Source organism: Actinomadura sp. 9N215 (assembly GCF_044326345.1).
In the GTDB taxonomy this organism is placed as follows: domain Bacteria; phylum Actinomycetota; class Actinomycetes; order Streptosporangiales; family Streptosporangiaceae; genus Spirillospora.
This window is the reverse complement of sequence record NZ_JBIRBA010000014.1, coordinates 142,225-162,474: the sequence shown is the minus strand read 5'-3', so window position 1 is coordinate 162,474 and position 20,250 is coordinate 142,225. Positions and strand designations below refer to the sequence as shown.

The 20,250-nt window shown below is 72.7% G+C and carries 19 protein-coding genes; 9 read left to right on the top strand and 10 right to left on the bottom strand.

From position 1 onward, the window contains the following. The first annotated feature begins 66 nt into the window (after positions 1-66). Positions 67-1,413: an FAD-binding oxidoreductase gene (locus ACH34T_RS23445; protein WP_396023037.1), complete on the top strand. Its 1,347-nt coding sequence runs from the start codon at positions 67-69 to the stop codon at positions 1,411-1,413. A 42-nt stretch (positions 1,414-1,455) separates the two neighbouring features. On the opposite strand, the gene ACH34T_RS23440 is transcribed toward ACH34T_RS23445, so the two are convergent. Together ACH34T_RS23440 and ACH34T_RS23435 are read right to left on the bottom strand one after the other, a co-directional pair. Then, positions 1,456-2,364: an SDR family oxidoreductase gene (locus ACH34T_RS23440; protein ID WP_396023036.1), complete on the bottom strand. Its 909-nt coding sequence runs from the start codon at positions 2,362-2,364 to the stop codon at positions 1,456-1,458. Continuing rightward, positions 2,361-3,131: an SDR family oxidoreductase gene (locus ACH34T_RS23435; RefSeq protein ID WP_396023035.1), complete on the bottom strand. Its 771-nt coding sequence runs from the start codon at positions 3,129-3,131 to the stop codon at positions 2,361-2,363. Before ACH34T_RS23435 ends, ACH34T_RS23440 begins: the two co-directional genes overlap by 4 nt. A gap of 64 nt (positions 3,132-3,195) precedes the next feature. On the opposite strand from ACH34T_RS23435, the gene ACH34T_RS23430 reads away from it, so the two are divergent. The 4 genes from ACH34T_RS23430 to ACH34T_RS23415 all read left to right on the top strand — a co-directional run bounded on the left by ACH34T_RS23430 (position 3,196) and on the right by ACH34T_RS23415 (position 6,695). Next, a complete protein-coding gene (locus tag ACH34T_RS23430; protein WP_396023034.1) occupies positions 3,196-3,945 on the top strand; it encodes an enoyl-CoA hydratase family protein in 750 nt (249 codons plus the stop codon). Between the two features lie 11 nt (positions 3,946-3,956). Continuing rightward, complete coding sequence (locus ACH34T_RS23425; protein WP_396023110.1) at positions 3,957-4,820, top strand: CoA transferase subunit A; 864 nt, start codon at positions 3,957-3,959, stop codon at positions 4,818-4,820. A gap of 82 nt (positions 4,821-4,902) precedes the next feature. Next, entirely contained in the window at positions 4,903-5,625 is a 723-nt protein-coding gene (locus ACH34T_RS23420) for a CoA-transferase subunit beta (protein WP_396023033.1), read from the top strand. Then, entirely contained in the window at positions 5,625-6,695 is a 1,071-nt protein-coding gene (locus ACH34T_RS23415) for an NAD(P)H-dependent flavin oxidoreductase (RefSeq protein ID WP_396023032.1), read from the top strand. The genes ACH34T_RS23420 and ACH34T_RS23415 overlap by 1 nt, the downstream gene beginning before the upstream one ends. On the opposite strand, the gene ACH34T_RS23410 is transcribed toward ACH34T_RS23415, so the two are convergent. From ACH34T_RS23410 to ACH34T_RS23385, 6 genes are all read right to left on the bottom strand, one after another. Next, positions 6,689-7,699 (bottom strand): aldo/keto reductase, encoded by a 1,011-nt coding sequence (locus tag ACH34T_RS23410; RefSeq protein WP_396023031.1) that lies wholly within the window; start codon positions 7,697-7,699, stop codon positions 6,689-6,691. The two genes, ACH34T_RS23415 and ACH34T_RS23410, sit on opposite strands and share 7 nt — an antisense overlap. Before the next feature lie 19 nt (positions 7,700-7,718). Continuing rightward, positions 7,719-8,501 carry a glucose 1-dehydrogenase gene (locus tag ACH34T_RS23405; RefSeq protein ID WP_396023030.1) on the bottom strand — a complete coding sequence of 261 codons (783 nt, stop codon included), beginning with the start codon at positions 8,499-8,501 and terminating at the stop codon, positions 7,719-7,721. Positions 8,502-8,578: 77 nt separating this feature from the next. Beyond that, positions 8,579-9,439, bottom strand: coding sequence for a helix-turn-helix transcriptional regulator (locus ACH34T_RS23400; protein WP_396023029.1), 861 nt, complete (start codon positions 9,437-9,439; stop codon positions 8,579-8,581). Between the two features lie 95 nt (positions 9,440-9,534). Next, on the bottom strand, positions 9,535-10,722 hold the full coding sequence (locus ACH34T_RS23395; protein ID WP_396023028.1) for an acyl-CoA dehydrogenase family protein: 1,188 nt from the start codon (positions 10,720-10,722) through the stop codon (positions 9,535-9,537). Positions 10,723-10,724: 2 nt separating this feature from the next. Next, entirely contained in the window at positions 10,725-11,519 is a 795-nt protein-coding gene (locus ACH34T_RS23390; protein ID WP_396023027.1) for an enoyl-CoA hydratase/isomerase family protein, read from the bottom strand. Between the two features lie 39 nt (positions 11,520-11,558). Then, positions 11,559-12,221 (bottom strand): GntR family transcriptional regulator, encoded by a 663-nt coding sequence (locus tag ACH34T_RS23385; protein WP_396023026.1) that lies wholly within the window; start codon positions 12,219-12,221, stop codon positions 11,559-11,561. 130 nt (positions 12,222-12,351) lie between these two features. On the opposite strand from ACH34T_RS23385, the gene ACH34T_RS23380 reads away from it, so the two are divergent. Next, positions 12,352-13,503 carry an acyl-CoA dehydrogenase family protein gene (locus ACH34T_RS23380; protein ID WP_396023109.1) on the top strand — a complete coding sequence of 384 codons (1,152 nt, stop codon included), beginning with the start codon at positions 12,352-12,354 and terminating at the stop codon, positions 13,501-13,503. On the opposite strand, the gene glpK (ACH34T_RS23375) is transcribed toward ACH34T_RS23380, so the two are convergent. Beyond that, entirely contained in the window at positions 13,500-15,026 is a 1,527-nt protein-coding gene (gene glpK, locus ACH34T_RS23375) for a glycerol kinase GlpK (RefSeq protein WP_396023025.1), read from the bottom strand. The two genes, ACH34T_RS23380 and glpK (ACH34T_RS23375), sit on opposite strands and share 4 nt — an antisense overlap. 30 nt (positions 15,027-15,056) lie before the next feature. After that, positions 15,057-15,824 carry an IclR family transcriptional regulator gene (locus ACH34T_RS23370; RefSeq protein ID WP_396023024.1) on the bottom strand — a complete coding sequence of 256 codons (768 nt, stop codon included), beginning with the start codon at positions 15,822-15,824 and terminating at the stop codon, positions 15,057-15,059. Between the two features lie 248 nt (positions 15,825-16,072). Here ACH34T_RS23370 and ACH34T_RS23365 point away from each other — a divergent pair, with 248 nt between their 5' ends. The 3 genes from ACH34T_RS23365 (at position 16,073) to ACH34T_RS23355 (ending at position 20,238) form a co-directional block, all read left to right on the top strand. Further along, a complete protein-coding gene (locus ACH34T_RS23365; protein ID WP_396023023.1) occupies positions 16,073-16,927 on the top strand; it encodes an MIP/aquaporin family protein in 855 nt (284 codons plus the stop codon). A gap of 35 nt (positions 16,928-16,962) precedes the next feature. Continuing rightward, positions 16,963-18,480, top strand: a complete 1,518-nt coding sequence (glpK, locus tag ACH34T_RS23360; RefSeq protein ID WP_396023022.1) for a glycerol kinase GlpK — start codon at positions 16,963-16,965, stop codon at positions 18,478-18,480. Between the two features lie 75 nt (positions 18,481-18,555). After that, a complete protein-coding gene (locus ACH34T_RS23355) occupies positions 18,556-20,238 on the top strand; it encodes a glycerol-3-phosphate dehydrogenase/oxidase (RefSeq protein WP_396023021.1) in 1,683 nt (560 codons plus the stop codon). Positions 20,239-20,250: the final 12 nt, after the last annotated feature.

The window sequence follows — 20,250 nt, the reverse complement described above, 5'->3', positions numbered from 1 at the left end:
GCTGTGACCTGCACGGATAGGGTTCCTGGCTATGCTGGCCGCCATGGAGCAGCTGCGGACGGCCGCGTGAACGCCGGGATCCCGGCCGCGGCCCGGGAACTGACGGACCGCCTGGGACCGGACGCCGTGGCGACCTCCGGTCCGCTCTACGACAGGACCCGCAGGGTCTGGAACGGCGCGGTGACCAACCGTCCGGCCCTGGTCGTCCACGCCCGCGGGACGGCGGACGTGCAGGCCGCCGTACGCGCCGCCCGCGACCATGGCCTGCCGCTGTCGGTCCGCGGCGGAGGGCACGACTGGCTCGGACGCGGCGTCCGCGACGGAGCACTGGTCATCGACCTGGCCGGAATGCGCCGGGTCGAGGTGGACGCGCAGGCCGCGGTCGCGACGGTCGACGGCGGCGCCACGGCGGCCGACCTCATCGGAGCGGCGTCGCCGCACGGCCTGAGCGCCGTGACCGGCACGGTCGGCGCCGTCGGCGTGGCCGGTCTGACGCTGGGCGGCGGGTACGGCCTCCTGAACGGCCGCTTCGGCCTGGCGCTGGACAACCTCCTGGCCGCCGACGTCGTCCTGGCGGACGGACGGGCGGTGACCGCGGACGCCGACCACGAGGCCGAACTCTTCTGGGCCATCCGTGGCGGCGGCGGCAACTTCGGCGTCGTGACGTCGATGCGCCATCGCCTGCACCGCGCCGACCCGATCCTCGCGGGCACGATCTTCTACCCGCTGCCGCAGGCCGCCGCCGTCCTCGACCGGCTGAACGAGGTCCTGTCGGCCGCGCCGGACGAGCTGACCGTGGCGATCGCGATGCTGACCGGCCCCGGCGGCGCGCCCGGCCTGGGGCTGCTCCCGGCCTGGAGCGGCGACCCGGCACCCGGCGAGGCGCACATCGACCGACTGCGACGCCTCGGAAGCCCGGCCTTCGCCAAGGTGGGGCCCACGACCTACAGCGACCTGCTGCACGCCAACGACGAGCAGGGCGAGACGATCGGACACCACGTCGCGTGCCGCACACGATCGGTGCCGCACCTCACGCCGGACACCGTCTCCGCCCTGGTCAAGGCCGCCGCCACGTTCACGTCACCGCTGTCGCGCGTGCTCTGCGGCCAGTTCCACGGCGCCGCGGCCCGGGTCCCCGTGGAGAGCACGGCCTTCGGCCTCCGCCGGAACCACATCATGGCCACGATCATCAGCTGGTGGCCGCCCGGCGACGCCGAGCCCCACCAGACCTGGGCGGACGCCGTCTCCGAAGCCCTCGCACGGGACGCGCTACCCGGCGGCTACCCCAACGGCCTGAGCCCGGACGACACCACGCAAATAGCCGACGCCTACGGCCCGAACGCCACCAGACTCCGCGCCGCCAAGACCCGCTACGACCCGTCCAACACCTTCACCGCCACCCCACTCCCCTGACAACGCCGGGGTCCGGGGGGCGGGGCTCGGCGGCATTCGTGGTCAGGTCGTGCCGTAGACGGGTTCGGGGGCGGGGGTCTTCGCGAGCAGGGCCGTGATCGCCTCGCCTATCTCGGACGGGTTCCAGCGGGCGCCTTTGTCGGTGGACGGGCCATGGCGGAAGGCGTCCATCACGCAGAGTCTGCCGCCTTCGGCCTCGAAAACGCGTCCGGTCACATTGCGCGATTCGGCGGAGCCCAGCCAGACGACGAGGGGAGAGACGTTCTCCGGGGCCATCGCGTCGAATTCGCCTTCCGTGGGGAAAGCCATTGTCTGGGCGAAGACTTCTTCGGTCATGCGGGTGCGGGCGGCGGGGGCGATCGCGTTGACCGTCACGCCGTAGCGGGCCAGTTCGGCGGACGCAACGAGAGTCAGGCCGACGATGCCTGCCTTGGCGGCCGAGTAATTGCCCTGGCCCACGCTGCCCAGCAGGCCTGCGCCTGAGGAAGTGTTGATCACGCGGGCGTCGACCGGGCGACCTGCTTTGCATTCCGTCCGCCAGTGGCGGCCCGCGTGTTTTAGCGGGAGGAAATGGCCCTTCAGGTGGACGCGCATGACGGCGTCCCACTCGTCCTCGCCGAGGTTGATCAGCATGCGGTCGCGGAGGAATCCGGCGTTGTTGACGAGGGTGTCGAGGCGTCCGAAGGCGTCGAGCGCGGCGGCGATCAGGGCGGCGGCGCCCGCGTCGGTGGCTATGTCGTCGGTGTTCGCGACGGCTCGGCCGCCGAGGTCCTCGATCGCGCGGACGACGTCGTGCGCTGGGCCGGAGGACGCGTCGCCGGTGCCGTCGCGGGCCACGCCCAGGTCGTTCACGACGACGAGGGCGCCCTGGCGGGCGAATTCCAGGGCGTGGGCGCGGCCGAGGCCGCGTCCGGCGCCGGTGACGGCGACGACCCGGTCCTTGCAGATCATCGCTGCTCCTTGTTGACGGTGGCGGCGTCCAGGAAGGCGGGGCGCTCTCCTCCGCCGTGCAGCAGCATCGCCGAGCCGGTGACGTAGGACGCCAGGTCGGACGCCAGGAACACGCAGGCCGCGCCGACCTCGTAGGGGTCGGCGAGACGGCCCAGCGGGACGGTGTCCGCGACGGCCTGGACGCCCGCCTCGTCCCCGTAGTGCAGGTGCGCCAGCTCCGTGCGGACCATGCCGAGCGTCAGCGCGTTGACGCGGATGGCCGGGGCCCATTCGACGGCGAGCGACTGGGTGAGGTTGTGCAGCCCGGCCTTGGCGGCGCCGTAGGCGGCGGTGCCGGGCGAGGGGCGTACGCCGCTCACGCTGGAGATGTTGATGACCGAGCCGCCACCGTGTTCGAGCATCCGGGGGCGGAGGGCCCGCGCCATGATCAGGGCGGCGGTCAGGTTCAGCTCGATGATCTTGATGTGGGTGCGGACGGGGCCGTCGGCGACCGGGAGGAACGGGGCGCCGCCCGCGTTGTTGACGAGGACGTCGACGCGGTCGAGGCCGTCGGCGAAGGCCTGCGCGGCGTCCGGGTCGCGGGCGTCCAGGGAGGCGAACCTCGCCGTGCGGCCGCCCGCCTCGGGCAGCGCGTCCGGCTCGCGGCGGGCGACCGCGACGACGTCGGCGCCCGCGTCCAGGAGGGCGCGGCTGATGCCCGCGCCGACCCCGCGGACGCCCCCGGTGACCACGGCGGTCTTGCCGCCCAGGTCGAGCGTCAGTGACATTCCGTCTCCTCTGAGAGCCTCTGCTACCTTTTGTTCTAACAAATGTTTGGTGGAAAGGTAACGCATGGGAGTCTCCACCACGACCCTGGACGGGGTCGCCGAGATCGTCGTGGACGCGCCGCCGGTCAACGCGCTCACCGTCGCGGGCTGGTACGAGCTGGCCGACGCGGTGGTCGCGGCGGGCCGCGATCCGGGGGTCGGCGCGGTCGTGCTCCGCGCCGGGGGACGGGGCTTCAACGCGGGCGTCGACATCAAGGAGATGCAGAGCACCGAGGGCCACGCGGCGCTCGTGGGCGCCAACCGGGGCTGCTTCGCGGCGTTCGCGGCCGTCTACGACTGCGAGGTTCCCGTCGTCGCGGCCGTTCATGGTTTCTGTCTCGGCGGCGGCGTCGGGCTCGCGGGGAACGCCGACATCGTGATCGCTTCGGAGGACGCCTATTTCGGGCTGCCCGAGGTCGATCGGGGCGCGTTGGGTGCCGCGACGCATCTGGCGCGGCTCGTCCCGCAGCATCTGATGCGCGCGATGGTCTACACGTGCCGGAACGTCACGGCCCAGGAGCTGCACCATCACGGGTCGGTGCTGGAGGTCGTCCCCGCGGACGGGTTGCGCGCCCAGGCCCTGGAGGTCGCCGCGTCCATCGCCGCCAAGGACCGGTACGTGATCCGCCGGGCGAAGGAGTCGCTGAACGGGATCGATCCGGTGGACGTCAAGCGCAGCTACCGCTACGAGCAGGGGTTCACGTTCGAGCTCAACCTCGTCGGGGCCGGAGACGAGCACCGCGCCGCCTTCGTCGCCAAGGGGGCGGCCGAATGACGGGCAAGGTGATGACGGGCAAGGTCATGACGGCCGAGGAGGTCGCCGGGGCGCTGGAGAGCGGCATGACGGTCGGGATCGGCGGCTGGGGGTCGCGGCGCAAGCCGATGGCGCTCGTCCGGGCGATCCTCCGCTCCCCCGTCACCGACCTCACGGTCGTGACGTACGGGGGGCCGGACGTCGGGCTGCTGTGCGCGGCGGGCAAGATCCGGCGGCTCGTCACCGCGTTCGTCACCCTGGACTCGATCCCGCTGGAGCCGCACTTCCGGCGGGCGCGGCAGTCCGGGGCGATCGAGCTGACCGAGTACGACGAGGGCATGTTCATGTTCGGGCTGTACGCGGCGGCGCACCGGCTGCCGTTCCTGCCCACCCCGGCCGGGCTCGGCTCGGACGTGCTGAAGGTCAACCCGGAGCTGAGGACGGTCAGGTCGCCGTACGAGGACGGGCGGGAGCTGGTCGCCGTCCCGGCGCTGACGATGGACGCGGCGCTCGTCCACCTGAACCGGGCCGACGCGCGCGGCAACGCCCAGTACCTCGGCCCCGACCCCTACATGGACGACCTCTTCGCCAAGGCGGCCGACCGTACGTACGTGTCGTGCGAGCGGCTCGTCGACACCGCCGACTTCGCCAAGGAGGGGCCGGTGCAGTCGCTGCTGATCAGCCGGTCGCAGGTCGCGGGCGTCGTGGAGGCCCCGGACGGCGCGCACTTCACCGACTGCGCGCCCGACTCCGGACGCGACGAGGCGTTCCAGCGGCTCTACGCGCAGGCCGCCGCCGATCCGGAGAGGTGGGCGGCGTTCCGCGACCGGTTCCTGTCCGGTGACGAGGCCGCGTACCAGGACGCCGTCCGCGTCTGGCGGGAGGAGGCTCGATGACCGCAGCGAAGCGAGGATCTTCGGGCCGACCACCCGGGGGTCTGGGGGTCGCCCCCCAGAAAGGCAGGGCACGGTGAGCGGTGTGACGAGGGCCGAGGTGTGCGCGGCGGCGTGCGCGGACCTCTTCCGCGGCGACGGGGAGATCGTCGCGGCGGCGGTGGCCGGGTTCGTGCCGATGCTCGGGTCGCGGCTGGCGCGGGCGACGTTCGCGCCCGACCTGCTGACCACGGACGGGGGCCCGTCGCTGAGCGCCGAGCCCGTTCCGCTGGGGGCGTCGGCGGCGACGGCCGAGGGGTGGCTGCCGTTCCGCGACCATCTGTGGCTGGTGCTGAACGGGCGGCGGCACGTGGTGATGGGGCCGAGCCAGATCGACGCGCACGGCAACACCAACATCTCGTGCATCGGCGACTGGGCGCGTCCGTCCCGGCAGCTGCTCGGGGTGCGCGGCGGGCCGGGCAACACGCTGCTGAACCCGACGAGCTACTGGGTGCCGAAGCACTCGGCGCGGGTGTTCACCGCGAAGGTCGACATGGTGAGCGGCGTCGGCTGGGACCGGGGCGCGCACGAGATCCGAGCCGTGGTGAGCGACCTCGCCGTGCTCGACTTCGACACTCCCGACAGGCGGATGCGGCTCCGTTCTGTGCACCCTGGCGTGCGTGTCGACGACGTGGTGGCGGCCACGGGGTTCGAGCTCGTCGTCCCGGAGCACGTGCCGGAGACGCGCCTGCCGGACGGCGAGGAGCTGCGGATCATGCGCGAGGTCCTCGATCCGGAGGGGCTGCGGGAGCGGGAGGTCCCGTCCTGATGGAGCAGGTGCTCGACACTCCGCTGACGCGGCTGACGGGCGTGCGGCATCCGGTCGTCCAGACGGGCATGGGCTGGGTGGCGGGGCCGCGGCTCGTCACCGCCGTCGCCGACGCCGGGGGGCTCGGCATCCTGGCGTCGGCGACGATGTCCCTGGATCAGCTCGCCGAGGCGATCCGCGAGGTGAAGGACCGCACGGACGCGCCGTTCGGCGTCAACCTCCGGGCCGACGCCGGCGACGCGGGCGACCGCATCGGCCTGCTGATCAGGGAGGGCGTCCGGGTCGCCTCGTTCGCGCTCGCGCCCAGGCGGGAGCTGATCGGCAGGCTGAAGGACGCGGGCGTCGTCGTGATCCCGTCGGTCGGGGCGCGGCGGCACGCGGAGAAGGTCGCGGGGTGGGGCGCGGACGCCGTGCTCGTGCAGGGCGGCGAGGGCGGCGGGCACACCGGCGCCGTCGCGACGACGCTGCTGCTCCCCCAGGTCGTGGACGCGGTCGGCATCCCGGTGATCGCGGCCGGCGGCTTCTTCGACGGGCGCGGACTCGCCGCCGCGCTCGCGTACGGGGCGGCGGGCGTCGCGATGGGGACGCGGTTCCTGCTGACGTCCGACAGCTCCGTCCCGGACGCGGTCAAGCGGGTCTACCTGACGTCCGGCGAGACCGTGGTGACCCGGCGGGTGGACGGCATGCCGCACCGGGTGCTGCGCAGCGGGCTGGTCGACGCGCTGGAAGGGTCCGGACGGGTCGGCGGCCTGGTCAGGGCGCTGCGCAACGGGGCCAGGTTCAAGAAACTGTCCGGCATGTCGTGGCGGGAGATGATCGCCGACGGGAAGGCGATGAAGCACGGCAAGGACCTGTCGTGGTCGCAGGTCCTGATGGCCGCCAACACGCCGATGCTGCTGAAGGCGGCCATGGTGGACGGCCGTCCCGATCTGGGGGTGATGGCGTCCGGGCAGGTCGTCGGCGTCATCGACGACCTGCCCGGCTGCGGCGAGCTCATCGACGGGATCGTCCGGCGGGCGGCCGAGGTGATCGCCGCCCAGCAGTCCCTCCTGGCGCCCGGACGTCAGTAGCGGGCGCCGACCGGCGCGGGGAGGGCGTCCAGCTCGGCCAGGTCGGCGGCCGTGAGGTCCAGGTCGGCGGCGGCCGCGTTGTCGCGCAGGTAGCGGGACTTCTTGGTGCCGGGGATCGGGAGGACGTGGCCGCCCTGCGCGAGCGTCCAGGCGATCGCGACCTGCGCCGGGGTCGCGCCATGCCGCGCCGCGACCGCCTTGACGACGTCCACGATCCGGAGGTTGGCCTTCAGCGCCTCCTCCTGGAAGCGCGGGTTGCCGCCGCGGAAGTCGGTGTCCTCGAAGTCGGCGCTGGTGACCGTCCCGGTGAGGAAGCCGCGGCCGAGCGGCGAGTACGGCACGAACGCGGCGCCGTTGGCGGCGCACCAGGAGACCACGTCGCCCGGCCCGTCCGCGGCGGACTGGTCGTCGCCCGGGACGATGCCCGCGAGGCCGCCGGGCGCGCCCATCGCGTCGCGGGTCCACAGCGAGAGCTCCGACTGGACGGCCGCGACCGGATGGATCGCGTGCGCCTGCGCGGCCTGCGCCACGCTGACCTCCGACAGGCCGAGCGTGCGGACCTTGCCCTCGGCGACCAGCTCGGCCATCGCGCCCCAGGTGTCGGCAAGCGGCACGTCCGGGTCGACGCGGTGCAGGTAGTACAGGTCGACCACGTCGGTGCCGAGGCGGCGCAGGCTGTCCTCGGCGGACGCCTTGACGTGCCCGGGCGTGCCCCGCCTGGCGATCCCCATGGTCGCCACGTCCGTGACGACCAGGCCGGTCTTGGTGGCGAGGACCGCCTCGTCCCGGCGGCCCGCGAGGGCGCGGCCGACGAGCCTCTCGTTGTGGCCGTCGCCGTAGGGCTGCGCGGTGTCCAGGAACGTGACGCCGAGGTCGAGGGCCTCGTGGATCAACGCGACCGACGCGTCGTCGTCGCGCTCGGACGCGCTGTAAGCCCAGCTCATCCCCATGCAGCCGAGGCCGACCGCGCCGACCGGCGTCCCCGCGAACTCGCGATTCCTCATTTTCGTGCCCCTTTCGTTCTCAAGCCGCCGTGGTCAGGCGGGAGGGTTCGGCGACGGCGGCGACGAGGCCGCCGTCGACGATCAGGTCCTGGCCGTTGACGTAGGACGCGTCCGCCGAGGCGAGGAACGCGACGGCGCCCGCCACCTCCTCCGCCGTGCCGATCCGGCGGGACGCCACCTGCGCGCGGATCGCGTCCGCCTCGTCCTCGGGGACGGCGCCGCGGTACATCGGCGTGTCGATGTAGCCGGGGCTGACCGAGTTGACCCGGACGCCGCGCGGCCCCAGCTCCGCCGCCAGCGTGCGGGTCAGGCTCTGCACCGCCGCCTTCGTCGCCGAGTACACCGAGCCGACGGGCAGGCCGCGGTGCAGCGTCCACGACGCGTTGAGGACGATCGCGGCGTCCGCGGCCAGCAGCGGCAGCGCCTTCTGGACGGTGAAGTAAACGCCTTTAAAGTTGACGTCGACGGCGTGGTCGAAGTCGGCCTCGGTCATCTCCGCGGCCGGGCCGAACACGGCGATGCCCGCGTTGGCGAAGACGACGTCGAGGCGTCCGTGCCGGTCCCGGACGGTCTCCATGAGGGCGTCCAGGTCGGGCAGGCTCGCCGCGTCGGCGCGCACGGTCAGGACGCGGTCGCCGCCGTCCAGGTGCTTGGCCGCCGCGTCCAGGCGGGGCTGGTCGCGGCCGGTGATGACGACGGACGCGCCCTCGTCCAGCAGCCGCCGCGCCGCGGCCAGGCCCATCCCGCTCGTCCCGCCGGTGATCAACGCGGCCCTGCCCGCGAATCGTGGTTCCTGTGTCATGCCGTTGATCGTCCCTGTCGTGGCGGAAGCGCGGCAGTGTCGGCTGATCGTGGGTGTGGCACCACCAGGATGAGCGGTCAGCCCGCGGCGGCCAGGCCGCGGCGGGCGGTCAGCCGTTCGAGGCGCTCCAGCGTCCCGGTGCCCGGCCGCGGGTTGTAGAGGACGAGGTCCTGGCCGGGCCGGTCGGCGAGCGGCAGCACCGTCGACTCGAAGATCAGCTCGCCGGCGTCCGGATGCCGGATCGCCTTCACCGCCTGCGTCGCGGCGCTGACCTCGTGCCGGTTCCACAGCTCGGCGAACTCGGGGCTGACGGCCAGCAGGTCACCGGCGATCCGGGCGAACTCGGGGTCGTCGGGGTAGCGGGCGGCGTCGGCGCGGAACCGTCCGACGACGTCGGGCGCGACGGCCGCCCACTGCATGTGCAGGTCGCGGTAGCGGACGCTGGTGAAGAACGTGACCAGGCAGTTGTGGTCGGTGTCGCCGTAGCCGAACACCTCGCGGGCGGCGTCGTTGTACGCGATGAGGTTCCAGTGCCGTTCGCGGATGTAGGCGGGGCGGGGCGACCAGGCGTCCAGGAGCCGCCGCAGCTCCGGGGGGAGCGGCGCGACGGGGCCCGCCTCGGCCTGCGGCGGGTTCAGGCCGGCGAGCAGGTACAGGTGCTCGCGTTCGGCTTCGTCGAGGCGGAGGGCGCGGGCGATCGCGTCCAGGACGTCCCCTGACGCCTTGATGTCGCGGCCCTGCTCCAGCCACGTGTACCAGGAAACGCCGACGCCCGCGAGGACGGCGACCTCCTCCCGGCGCAGCCCGGGCGTGCGGCGCCGTCCGCCGTCGGGCATCCCGACGTCGGCGGGCGTGAGCCGGGCGCGGCGCGTCCGCAGGAAGTCGCGAAGCTCGTCACGGCGGCTGCCGGGGGCGGAGGCGGGTGTGGGGCTGGCCATGCCGCCACGATATCCGCCGCTCCCCCGCCCTGATCGATCCGCCGCCCGCCCGCCTCGATGGCGCCGTCGGCCCTCCAGGCCGTCGGCCTGCGGCGTCAGCCCTCCAGGAGGCGGCGGCCGATGATCAGTTTCTGGATGTCGGCGGTGCCCTCGCCGATCAGCAGCATCGGCGCCTCCCGGTAGAGGCGCTCGATCTCGTACTCCCGGGAGTAGGCGTAGCCGCCGTGGATGCGGAACGCGTCCTCCACGACCTCCTTGCAGTACTCCCCGGCCAGGTACTTCGCCATCCCGGCCTCGAGGTCGTTGCGCTCGCCCGCGTCCTTGCGCCGCGCCGCCATCACCATCATCTGGTGCGCGGCCGCGACCTTCGTGGCCATCTCCGCGAGGCGGAACAGGACGGCCTGGTGCTCGGCGATCGGCTTCCCGAACGTCTCGCGCCGCCGCGCGTAGGCGAGGGCCAGCTCGTAGGCGCGCCCCGCGACCCCGCAGCCGCGGGCCGCCACGTTGACGCGGCCGACCTCGACGCCGTCCATCATCTGGTAGAAGCCGCGTCCCGGCGTCCCGCCGAGGATCTGCGCGGACGGGATCCGGTACCCGTCGAAGATCAGCTCGGTGGTGTCGACGCCCTTGTACCCCATCTTGTCGATCTTGCCGGGGACGGTCAGGCCGGGCGCCACCTCCCCGAACCCGGGCGTCTTGTCGACCAGGAACGTCGTCATGCCGCGGTGCCCGGCGGCGGGGTCGGTCTTGACGAGGGTCGCGACGAGGTTGGCGGTGGCGCCGTTCGTCAGCCACATCTTCTGCCCGTCGACGACGTGGTGGCCGGTGCCGTCCGGGACGGCGCGCGTCGTGATCGCCGAGACGTCCGAGCCGCAGCCGGGCTCCGACATCGAGAACGCGCCGCGGATCTCGCCGGTCGCCATCCTCGGCAGGTAGTGCGCCTTCTGCTCGGCCGTGCCGTGCCGGTCGATCATCCAGGCGACGATGAAGTGCGTGTTGACGATGCCGGACACGCTCATCCAGCCCCGCGCCAGCTCCTCGACGGCGAGCGCGTACGTCAGCAGCGACTCCCCGAGCCCGCCGTGCTCCGTGCCGATCATCAGGCCGAAGAGGCCGAGGTCCTTCATGCCGTCCACGATGGCCTGCGGGTACTCGTCGGCGTGCTCCAGCTCGGTCGCGACCGGCAGGATCTCCCTGTCGACGAACGCCCGGACGGTCGCGATGATCTCCCGCTGCTCGTCCGTCAGCCCGTGGGTCTGCTGGAGCCTGCCTCCGCCGCTCATCGTCAGCGGCCCTCGAAGCGGGGCGGGCGGCGTTCGGCGAACGCGGCGCGGCCCTCGGCGAAGTCGGCGGTGCCGAACAGCGCGGCCTGCGCCTCGCCCTCGGCCTCCAGCAGCCGTCCCAGGTCGTCGCCGGGCCGCGCGAGCAGGCGCTTCGCGGCGGCGACCGAGAGCGGGGCGAGGACGGCGGCCTCCCCGGCGAGCTCCAGCGCGGCCTCCAGGGCCGTGCCGGACGGGACGAGCGAGTCGGCGAGCCCGATCTCGTAGGCGCGGGGCGCGGGGACCGTCCGGCCGAAGACGAGCATCTCCTTGGCGCGGCCCATCCCGACGCGCCGGGGCAGCGTCCAGAGCAGGCCGCCGTCCGGAACGAGGCCGACCTTGCCGAACCCGGCGACGAAACGGGCGTCCTCCGCGGCGACCACGTGGTCGCAGACGGCGGCGAGGGAGACGCCGAGCCCGGCGGCGGCGCCCTCCACGGCCGCGATCACGGGCGTCGCGCAGGTCGCGATGGTCTGGACGGCCTCGTGCAGGGGCGCGAGCCGGGCCTTGACCTCGTCCGGGCCCGCGCCCTCCATCGAGCGGACGTCGCCGCCCGCCGAGAACGTCCCGCCCGCGCCGGTCAGGACGATCGCCCGGACGCCCGGGTCGCCGGCGGCGCGTCGCAGTTCCGCCGCGAGCCGCCGCCGGGTGGGGAGGTCGATCGCGTTGCGCGCCTCGGGCCGGTCGAGCGTGATCACGCGTGCCGCGCCATGGTCCGTCGCCGTGACCACGTCGCGGTCCGGCGCCTGCGGGTCAGCCATCGACCCCTCCTCGGAATTTTTTATACGATATCGGGTGGTTCAGGGCGCGTCCCAGAAGCCCCGCGCCTCCAGGTGCACGACCAGCAGCGTGCCCGCGTGCCGGATGTGGGCGCGCATCGCCTGCCGGGCGGCGGCCGCGTCCCCGGCCCGCAGCGCGGCGAGGACGAGGTGGTGATCGTCGACCGACGCCTGGCTCCAGCCGTGGATGCTGGAGTAGAAGCGGCGCGGCGCGTACCGCACGACGAGCCGCAGCAGCCAGGCCGTCTTCGGGGACCCCGCGCACAGGTTGATCACCCGGTGGAACTCGTGGTTGGCGCGCTCGATGGCCTCGGAGTCCCCGGCCCTGGACGCCTCCTCCAGCCGCACCTGCGTCCGGTCGAGCGCCGCCAGCTCGGCCTCGGTGATCTTGTCGGCGGCGCGGGCGGCCAGTTCGCCGGCGAAGTACGCCTGCGCCTCGAACAGGTCGTGGACGTCGTCCCTGGTCAGCGGCGCGGGCATGAACCCGCGGCGCGGCTCCAGTGTGACGAATCCCTCCCCGCGCAGCGACAGCAGCGCCTCCCGGACGGGCGTGACGCTGATCCCGAGGTCCTCGGCGATCCGCTCAAGGCGGAGGAACTCACCGCTCCTGACCTGCCCGGACATGATGAGATCGCGGACGTGGGCGGCCACCTCGTCGCTCAGCTGGCGCCGCCTGCCGAGCAACCGGTCACCGGAAGAAGTCCGGGAGGAGGTCCCGGAGGGAGTCACCGTCATCACCGCCAGCCGTTGACAAGCACCGATTCACGGAAATCAAATATATGAAATACCGACGCGGGAAGGGAGACCGGTGGCCGTGTTCGAGCTGAGCGGCGAGGAGCGGGCCATCGTCGAGGTGGTCGCGGGCTTCGTCGACAAGGAGGTCCGCCCCGTCGCGCGGGAGCTGGAGCACGCGGGCGAATATCCCGCCTCCCTCATCGACCGCATGAAGGAGCTGGGCGTCTTCGGGCTCGCCGTGCCCGAGCCGTACGGGGACGTCAGCGTGTCCAAGGCGTGCTACGCGCTCGTCACCGAGGAGCTGGCGCGCGGCTGGATGACGCTCGCCGGGGCGTTCGGCGGGCACACGGTCGTCTCGCATCTGCTGGCCGTGTTCGGCACCGAGCGGCAGAAGGCCCGCTACCTGCCGCGGATGGCCACCGGCGAGCTGCGCGCCACGATGGCGCTGACGGAGCCGTCCGGCGGCTCCGACCTGCAGGCCATGAGCACGGTCGCGCGGCGCCGCGGCGACCGGTACGTGGTCGACGGCGCCAAGATGTGGATCACCAACGCGCGCCGGTCCGGCCTGATCGCGCTGATGTGCAAGACCGACCCGGACGCGAGGCCGCGCCACCGCGGCATCAGCATCCTGCTGGTCGAGCAGGGCCCCGGACTGACCGTCTCCCGCGACCTGCCCAAGCTCGGCTACAAGGGCGTGGAGAGCTGCGAGCTGGCGTTCGACGGCTACGAGGCGCCCCTGGACGCGGTGCTCGGCGGCGAAGAGGGACACGGTTTCGCGCAGATGATGCGGGGTCTCGAAGTGGGCCGCATCCAGGTCGCGGCGCGCGCGCTGGGCGTCGGACGGGCCGCCCTGGAAGACTCCCTGCGTTACGCCCAGGAGCGTGAGGCGTTCGGGAAACCGATCTGGCGGCACCAGTCCATCGGCAACTACCTGGCCGACATGGCGACGCAGCTGCGCGCGGCGCGCCTGCTCACCCTGGACGCCGCCGGACGCCTCGACGCGGGCGAGCGCTGCGACATGGAGGCGGGCATGGCGAAGCTGTACGCATCCGAGGCGGCCATGCAGATCGCGCTCAACGCCGTCCGCATCCACGGCGCGGCCGGATACTCCACCGAGTTCGACGTCGAGCGCTACTTCCGCGACGCCCCGCTCATGATCGTCGGCGAGGGGACGAACGAGATCCAGCGCAACGTGATCGTCAAGCAGCTCATCGAACGGAACCGGATCTAGGGCCGCGCGGCGGGGTCACCGTCGGGACGGATCCAGTCGAAGGTGCGCTCCACGGCGCGCTTCCAGTTGTCGTATTCGGCGGCGCGCCGTCCGGGCTCCATCGCCGGGACCCACCGGGCCGCGCGGTGCCAGTTGCGCCGCAGCCCTTCGAGCCCCGCCCAGTAGCCGACCGCGAGCCCGGCGGCGTAGGCGGCGCCGAGCGACACCGTCTCCACCACCATGGGACGTTCCACCGGCACGTTCAGCATGTCGGCGACCATCTGCATGACCAGGTTGTCGGACGTCATGCCGCCGTCCGCCTTCAGTTCCTTCAGGCCGAGCCCGGAGTCGGCGTTCATCGCGTCCACGACCTCGCGGGTCTGCCAGGCGGTCGCCTCCAGCACGGCCCGCGCGAGATGCCCCCGGGTGATGTAGGACGTGAGCCCGACGATGATCCCGCGCGCCTCACTGCGCCAGTGCGGTGCGAACAGGCCGGAGAACGCCGGGACGATGTAGCAGCCGCCGTTGTCGTCGACCGAGCGGGCGAGGGTCTCGATCTCCGGCGCGGTGGTGATCAGGCCGAGGCCGTCCCGGAACCACTGGACGAGCGCGCCGGTGATCGCGATGGAGCCCTCAAGCGCGTACACGGCGGGCTCGTCGCCGATCTTGTAGCCGACCGTGGTGAGCAGCCCGTTGTCGGACTTGATCGGCGTCGTGCCGGTGTTCATCAGCAGGAACGCGCCCGTCCCGTAGGTGCACTTGGTCTCGCCCGGGGAGAAGCACGTCTGCCCGAACAGCGCGGCCTGCTGGTCGCCGAGCGCCGCGCCGATGACCACTCCGGGGAACACGCGGCGGGCCGTCCCGTAGGTCTCGGTGGACGACCTGATCTCCGGCAGCATCGCGCGCGGCACGCCGAAGAAGTCGAGGAGGCCGTCGTCCCAGGTCAGGGTGTGCAGGTCCATCATCAGGGTGCGTCCGGCGTTGGTGACGTCGGTGACGTGGACGCCGCCGTCGACGCCACCGCTGAGGTTCCAGATCAGCCAGCTCTCCATGGTGCCGAACAGCACCTCGCCGCGTTCGGCGCGTTCGCGCAGGCCGGGCGTGTGGTCGAGCAGCCAGCGGACGCGCGGCGCGGAGAAGTAGGTGGCGAGCGGGAGCCCGCTGCGCTCGGCGACCATCGCGGCGCCCGGGGCGCGGGCGAGCTCGTCGACGATCGCGCCGGTCCGCATGTCCTGCCAGACGATGGCGCGGCCGATCGGGACGCCGGTCAGCCGGTCCCACAGGACGGTCGTCTCACGCTGGTTCGCGATCCCGAGAGCCGCGATCTGGTCCGTCGTGACTCCCGCCTGGGCGAGCGCCTCGGGGGCGATGCGTTCGAGGTTGCGCCAGATCTCCATCGGGTCGTGCTCGACCCAGCCGGGCTTCGGGAAGTGCTGCCGGTGCTCGCGCTGCGCGACCGACACCAGGCGTCCCGCGTGGTCGAACAGGATGCAGCGCGTCGAGGTGGTGCCCTGGTCGATCGACATCACGAAGCGCTCGGTCACGACCGGTCCCCCGGACGTGCGGCGGCGGTGTCACCAGCGCGAGCCGCCGAGGTCCCGGGACACCGCGCGGGCCGCGTCCCGCACGAACGCGACGAGCCTCGGCTCCGGGACGCGCCGCGCGTCGCACACCCGCTCGACCGCGCCGGAGATCCCGATGGCCCCGACGACCAGCCCGCCGTACCCGCGGATCGGCGCGGCGACCCCGGCCTCCCCGATGGACAGCTCCTCGATCTCGGCCGCCCACCCGCTCTCCCGCACCCGGGTGGCGGCCCGTGCGAGGTGGCGCGGGTCGGTGATCGTGCGCCGGCAGTAGGACTCCAGGACGGTGTCGCGGATCGACGCGGCGGCGTTCGCGTCGTGGGCGAGCAGCGCCTTGCCGAGCGCCGTGGCGTGCAGCGGGAGCAGGGAGCCGACGTCCATGGCCTGGAGCGTGTCGTCCGGACGGAACACGTGGTGGACGACCAGGACCTTGCCGTCCAGGAGCGTCCCGATGCGGACGGCCTCGCCGCTGCGCGAGGCGAGGGCGTCGGCCCAGTTGATGGCGCGGGACCGCAGCTCGTTGACGTCCAGGTAGCTGGTGCCGAGGTGCAGCAGCGCGGCGCCGAGCTGGTACTTGCCGCTGCCGCCGTCCTGCTCGACGAACCCGACGCGCTCCAGCGTGCGCAGGATGCCGTGCGCGGTGCCCCGGGCGAGGCCGAGGGACGCGGCGATCTCGCCGGCGCCGAGGCGGCCCGAGCTCGCGGCGAGCAGGCGCAGGATCGCGGCGGCGCGCTCGATCGATTGCACAGGTCCGGGCACGAATCCGATGCTAGTTCCGTGGGCGGGGTGCCGACAATGTCGGCACTCGTCGCCATCACCGTCTCCCATGCCCCGAACTGCCCGGATTCTGTGATCTGGTGCACGTACTGGAGGGTAACCGCCGCCGGGCCGCGGCGAAAGTGTTCGACATTGTCGGCAGGCTCCCGTTGTCGACCGTTCCGTCCGGGCCTACCGTCTGGCCAACCCTCGCGGGCCCGCGTCCAGCCCCAGCGTCACGAGGAGAGCCCATGGCGGAACGACCCAGAATCCCCGCGCTCGCCGGCGAGCTCGCAGCCGAGTTCGCCGGCACCATGATCCTCATCCTGTTCGGCGTCGGCGTCGTCGCCCAGGCGGTCGCGGGCAGCGGCCTGGGCGATCCGCAGAGCCTCGGCGGCCACGACAGCATCGCCTGGGCCTGGGGGCTCGGCGTGACGCTCGGCGTGTACGTCGCCGCACGGATCAGCGGCGCGCACCTCAACCCGGCCGTGACCATCGCGCTCGCCGTGTTCAAGGAGTTCGCCTGGCGCAAGACGGTGCCGTACATCGCCGCGCAGACCGCAGGCGCGTTCGTCGCGGCGCTGATCGTCCGGTGGAACTACAGCGAGATCCTGCAGAAGTTCGACCCCGGCCTGACGATCAAGTCGCAGGGCGTCTTCTCGACGCTGCCGGGCAACGGCAGCCTCCCGGTCGGCACCTGGGGCGCGTTCCGCGACCAGGTGATCGGCACCGCCATCCTGCTCTTCCTGATCAAGGTTCTGACCGACGCGCGGAACAGGCCGCCGCTGGCGAACCTGGCCCCGTTCCTGATCGGCCTCGTGGTGGTGGCGATCGGGATGGCGTTCGGCTCCGCCGCCGGATATGCGATCAACCCGGCCCGCGACTTCGGCCCCCGGCTCGCCCAGTTCCTCACCGGCTACGGGACGGACGCCTGGCGCGACCAGCACGGCGACCTGTACTTCTGGGTGCCGATCGTCGGCCCGTTCATCGGCGGCGTGCTCGGCGCCGGACTCTACAAGCTCCTCATCGGACGGTTCCTGCCCGCCGAGGACGCGACCTCCGCGGATCCGCCGACGAAAGCCGAACCCGAGTACGAGAAGACGTGAGCCGTCCCGTCCCCGTCCGCAGAAAGGGGGAGCCCATGGCCGACTTCGTCGGAGCGCTCGACCAGGGCACCACCAGCACCCGATTCATGATCTTCGACCACGGCGGCAACGAGGTCGCCCGCCACCAGCTCGAACACGAACAGATCCTGCCCCAGGCCGGATGGGTCGAGCACAACCCCACCGAGATCTGGGAACGCACCCGCGCCGTCGTCCAGACGACGCTTCACACGGCGAATCTGAGCCACACCGACCTCGCGGCGCTCGGGATCACCAACCAGCGTGAGACGACGGTGGTGTGGAACCGCCGGACCGGGCGCCCGTACTACAACGCGATCGTCTGGCAGGACACCCGCACCGACCGCATCGCCTCCGCCCTGGAACGCGACGGCAAGGGCGACGTGATCCGCCGCAAGGCCGGTCTCCCCCCGGCCACGTACTTCTCCGGCGGCAAGATCCAGTGGATTCTGGAGAACGTCGACGGCGTCCGCGCGGCCGCCGAGAACGGCGACGCCATTTTCGGCACGACCGACAGCTGGATCCTGTGGAACCTCACCGGCGGGACGGACGGCGGCGTCCACGTCACCGACCCCACCAACGCCAGCCGCACCATGCTGATGGACCTGGAGACCCTCACCTGGGACGACGAACTCCTGTCGTTCTTCGGCATCCCCCGCCAGATGCTGCCGCAGATCAAACCGTCCTCCGCCCCCGAACCCTACGGCGTGACCCGCGCGGACGGCCCACTCGGCGGCGAGGTCCCGCTGACCGGCATCCTGGGTGACCAGCAGGCGGCGACGGTGGGGCAGGTGTGCTTCGCGCCCGGCGAGGCCAAGAACACCTACGGCACCGGCAACTTCCTGCTGCTCAACACCGGTGAGGAACTGGTCAGGTCCTCGCAGGGCCTTCTGACGACGGTGTGCTACCAGTTCGGCCAGGAAAAGCCTGTGTACGCGTTGGAGGGGTCGATCGCGGTGACCGGGTCGGCCGTGCAATGGCTGCGCGACCAGCTCGGCATCATCTCCGGCGCCGCGCAAAGCGAAGCCCTGGCCCGGCAGGTCGACGACAACGGCGGCGTCTACTTCGTGCCCGCCTTCTCCGGCCTGTTCGCCCCCTACTGGCGCGCCGACGCACGCGGCGCCATCGTCGGGCTGTCCCGCTACAACACCAACGCCCACCTCGCCCGCGCCACCCTGGAAGCCATCTGCTACCAATCCCGCGACGTCGTCGAAGCCATGCGCGAAGATTCCGGCGTCGCCCTGGACGTCCTCAAAGTCGACGGCGGCGTCACCGCCAACGAACTGTGCATGCAACTGCAAGCCGACATCCTCGGCGTCCCCGTCTCCCGCCCCGTCGTCGCCGAAACCACCGCCCTGGGCGCCGCCTACGCCGCCGGCCTCGCCGTCGGCTTCTGGACCACCACCCAAGAACTCCGCAGGAATTGGAACGAAGACCGCCGCTGGGAACCCACCTGGGACGACGACCAACGCCACCACGGCTACACCGGCTGGAAGAAGGCCGTCACCCGGACGCTCGACTGGGTCGACATCGGCTGACGGCGGTTTCGCTGGGGCGCGGCGCGTTGTTGTCCGGGACGTCCTCCGGGCGACGGCTCGCCGCAACCCGGCCGGATGACACTCGATCTGATCACTCATCGGGAGCGTGCAGTGACATCCGTAGCCCTCGGACCGCGCTATCGGGAGGACGCCCTGCGCGGCCTCGCGGACACGGAGTTCGACGTCCTGGTCGTCGGCGGCGGCATCGTCGGCGCCGGCACGGCCCTCGACGCCGTCTCCCGCGGCCTGTCCGTCGCGCTCGTGGAGGCGCGGGACTGGGCGGCCGGGACGTCGGGCCGCTCCAGCAAGCTGATCCACGGCGGGCTGCGCTACCTCGAACGGCGCGACTTCGGGCTCGTCCGGGAGGCGCTGCGGGAGCGCGGGCTGCTGCTGCACCGGCTCGCGCCGCATCTGGTGCGTCCCGTCCAGTTCCTGTATCCGCTGCGCAACCGCGTGTGGGAGCGGGCCTACGTCAGCGCGGGCGTCACGCTGTACGACACGCTGGGCGGCTCCCGCGCGCTCCCCCGGCACCGGCAGCTGACCCGGCGCGGCGCCCTCCGCGAGGCGCCCGCCCTCCGCTCGGACGCGCTGGTCGGCGCGATCCAGTACTACGACGCGCAGGTCGACGACGCCCGCTACACGATGATGGTCGCCAGGACCGCCGCCCAGTACGGCGCGAAGGTCGTCACCCGCGCCGAGGCGACCGGGTTCCTGCGCGAGGGCGAGCGCGTGACCGGCGCGCACGTCCTCGATCTGGAGGGCGGCCGGGAGATCGCCGTCCGCGCACGGCGCGTCGTCTGCGCGACCGGCGTCTGGACGGACGGCGCCCAAGCGATGACGGGCTCCCGGTCGTCGTTCGCCGTCCGGGCGTCCAAGGGCGTCCATCTGGTGGTGCCGCGCGACCGGATCCCGATGGACACGGGGCTGATCACGCGGACGTCCAAGAGCGTGCTGTTCATCATCCCCTGGGGACGGCACTGGCTCGTCGGCACCACCGACACCCCCCACGACGACGGCCCGGACGATCCCGTGGCCGACCACACCGACATCGGCTACCTCCTCGACCAGGCGAACGCCGTCCTGCGGACCCCGCTCACCCACGACGACATCCAGGGCGTCTACGCGGGCCTCCGGCCCCTGCTGTCCGGCGAACCGGACGACACGACCCGCCTGTCCCGCGAGCACACCGCCGCCGAGCCGGTGCCGGGCCTCGTCGTCGTGACCGGCGGGAAGTTCACCACGTACCGGGTGATGGCGCGGGACGCCGTCGACGTCGTCGCCGAGGGCCTGGACGACGCCGTCCCCGGCTCCGTCACGGGCAGGCTGCCGATCCTCGGCGCGGTCGGGTTCGAGGTGCTGTGGAACGAGCGGCGCCGCCTCGCCGCCGAGTCGGGCCTGCACGTCGCCCGCGTCGAGCACCTCCTGCGCCGCTACGGCTCGTGCGCCCGCGAGGTCCTGGGCCTGGTCGCGGACGACCCGGCGCTCGGCGGCCCCGTCCCCGGCGCCGAGGACTACCTGTGCGCCGAGGCCGTCTACGCGGCGACCCATGAGGGCGCCCTGCACCTGGAGGACGTCCTGGCCCGCCGCCTGCGCGCCTCGATCGAGCAGCGCGACGGCGGGGTCGCCGCCGCCTCCCACGTCGCCCGCCTCCTCGCCCCGCACCTCGGCTGGGGCACCGAGGAGATCGCCGACGAGATCAAGCGCTACGTCCTCCAGATACGAACGGAACGCCGCGACACCCCGACCGCCGCCGCCTGACGGGGGACCTGC